This is a genomic window from Zhongshania antarctica (assembly GCF_014202945.1).
Taxonomy (GTDB): domain Bacteria; phylum Pseudomonadota; class Gammaproteobacteria; order Pseudomonadales; family Spongiibacteraceae; genus Spongiibacter; species Spongiibacter antarcticus.
In genome coordinates, this window is the sequence record NZ_JACHHW010000022.1 from 1 (window position 1) to 2,500 (window position 2,500).

Annotated in this window: 1 rRNA gene (cut by a window edge); it reads right to left on the reverse strand. The window is 51.4% G+C overall.

Annotation, left to right across the window (positions count from 1 at the left end):
* Nucleotides 1-147: 147 nt before the first annotated feature.
* Nucleotides 148-2,500, reverse strand: a 23S ribosomal RNA gene (locus HNQ57_RS17620) (it continues 547 nt past the right edge of the window).

Genomic DNA, 2,500 nt, shown 5'->3' on the forward strand with positions numbered 1-2,500 from the left:
GTCTTACGTGCCTAGGCACTGCGTCATTCAATCCAAATAAGGTGGTAAATAAGCTGATATAAACAAGTTTTCTCATGTGTGTAGCTCTCGCTACTCGCAACAATCCGCTGCAGTTTCTTCATTGTGACAACAAGACCACTTAATTATATGGTCAAGCCTCACGAGCAATTAGTACAGGTTAGCTCAATGCCTCGCAGCACTTACACACCCTGCCTATCAACGTCCTGGTCTTGAACGGCTCTTTAGGGGGCTCAAGGCCCCAGGGAGATCTAATCTTGGAAGAGGCTTCGCGCTTAGATGCTTTCAGCGCTTATCCCGTCCGAACGTAGCTACCGGGCAATGCCACTGGCGTGACAACCCGAACACCAGAGGTTCGTCCACTTCGGTCCTCTCGTACTAGAAGCAGCTTTCCTCAAATCTCCAACGCCCACGGCAGATAGGGACCGAACTGTCTCACGACGTTCTGAACCCAGCTCGCGTACCACTTTAAATGGCGAACAGCCATACCCTTGGGACCGGCTTCAGCCCCAGGATGTGATGAGCCGACATCGAGGTGCCAAACACCGCCGTCGATGTGAACTCTTGGGCGGTATCAGCCTGTTATCCCCGGAGTACCTTTTATCCGTTGAGCGATGGCCCTTCCATACAGAACCACCGGATCACTATGACCTACTTTCGTACCTGCTCGACTTGTCAGTCTCGCAGTCAAGCGCGCTTATGCCATTACACTAACCGCATGATTTCCGACCATGCTTAGCGCACCTTCGTGCTCCTCCGTTACTCTTTGGGAGGAGACCGCCCCAGTCAAACTACCCACCACACAATGTCCTCGAACCAGATAATGGTCCAGAGTTAGAACCCCAACAGTACCAGGCTGGTATTTCAAGATTGGCTCCACCTAAGCTAGCGCCTAAGTTTCAAAGCCTCCCAGCTATCCTACACAAGTAATATCAGAGTCCACTGTGAAGCTATAGTAAAGGTTCACGGGGTCTTTCCGTCTAGCCGCGGGTATACGGCATCTTAACCGCAAATTCAATTTCACTGAGTCTCGGGTGGAGACAGCGTGGCCATCATTACGCCATTCGTGCAGGTCGGAACTTACCCGACAAGGAATTTCGCTACCTTAGGACCGTTATAGTTACGGCCGCCGTTTACCGGGGCTTCGATCAAGAGCTTCGCTTGCGCTAACCCCATCAATTAACCTTCCGGCACCGGGCAGGCGTCACACCGTATACGTCCACTTTCGTGTTTGCACAGTGCTATGTTTTTGATAAACAGTTGCAGCCACCTGGTCACTTCGACTCCCCTCAGCTTACGGAGCAAGTCCGATCACCAAAGGGAGCGTACCTTCTCCCGAAGTTACGGTACCATTTTGCCTAGTTCCTTCACCCGAGTTCTCTCAAGCGCCTTGGTATTCTCTACCTGACCACCTGTGTCGGTTTGGGGTACGGTTTGTTATAACCTGAAGCTTAGAAGCTTTTCTTGGAAGCATGGCATCAACGACTTCGTCCAAAAGAGGACTCGTATTCGCTTCTCAGCCTTAGGGAACCGGATTTGCCTAATCCCCCAGCCTACGAGCTTAAACGCGGACAACCATCGCCGCGATCGCCTAGCCTACTCCGTCCCTCCATCGCAGTTATAACAAGTACGGGAATATTAACCCGTTTTCCATCGACTACGCATTTCTGCCTCGCCTTAGGGGCCGACTAACCCTGTCCTGATTAACATGGGACAGGAAACCTTGGTCTTCCGGCGGGGGAGTTTTTCACTCCCCTTGTCGTTACTCATGTCAGCATTCGCACTTCTGATACCTCCAGCAGACTTCTCAATCCACCTTCGCAGGCTTACAGAACGCTCCTCTACCATGCGTGCAAGCACGCATCCGCAGCTTCGGTTACACATTTAGCCCCGTTATATCTTCCGCGCAGGCCGACTCGACTAGTGAGCTATTACGCTTTCTTTAAAGGGTGGCTGCTTCTAAGCCAACCTCCTAGCTGTCTAAGCCTTCCCACATCGTTTCCCACTTAATGTGTATTAGGGACCTTAGCTGGCGGTCTGGGTTGTTTCCCTCTTGACAACGGACGTTAGCACCCGCTGTCTGTCTGCCGTGATTGAACTCCTAGGTATTCGGAGTTTGCATGGGGTTGGTAAGTCGGGATGACCCCCTAGCCCAAACAGTGCTCTACCCCCTAGGGTTAGACACGACGCTCTACCTAAATAGATTTCGAGGAGAACCAGCTATCTCCGAGCTTGATTAGCCTTTCACTCCGATCCACAACTCATCCCCAAATTTTTCAACATTTGTGGGTTCGGTCCTCCAATGCCTGTTACGGCATCTTCAACCTGGCCATGGATAGATCGCCCGGTTTCGGGTCTAATGCCAGCAACTAATTCGCCCTATTAAGACTCGGTTTCCCTACGGCTCCCCTATACGGTTAACCTTGCTACTGACATTAAGTCGCTGACCCATTATACAAAAGGTACGCAGTCACAGAACAAG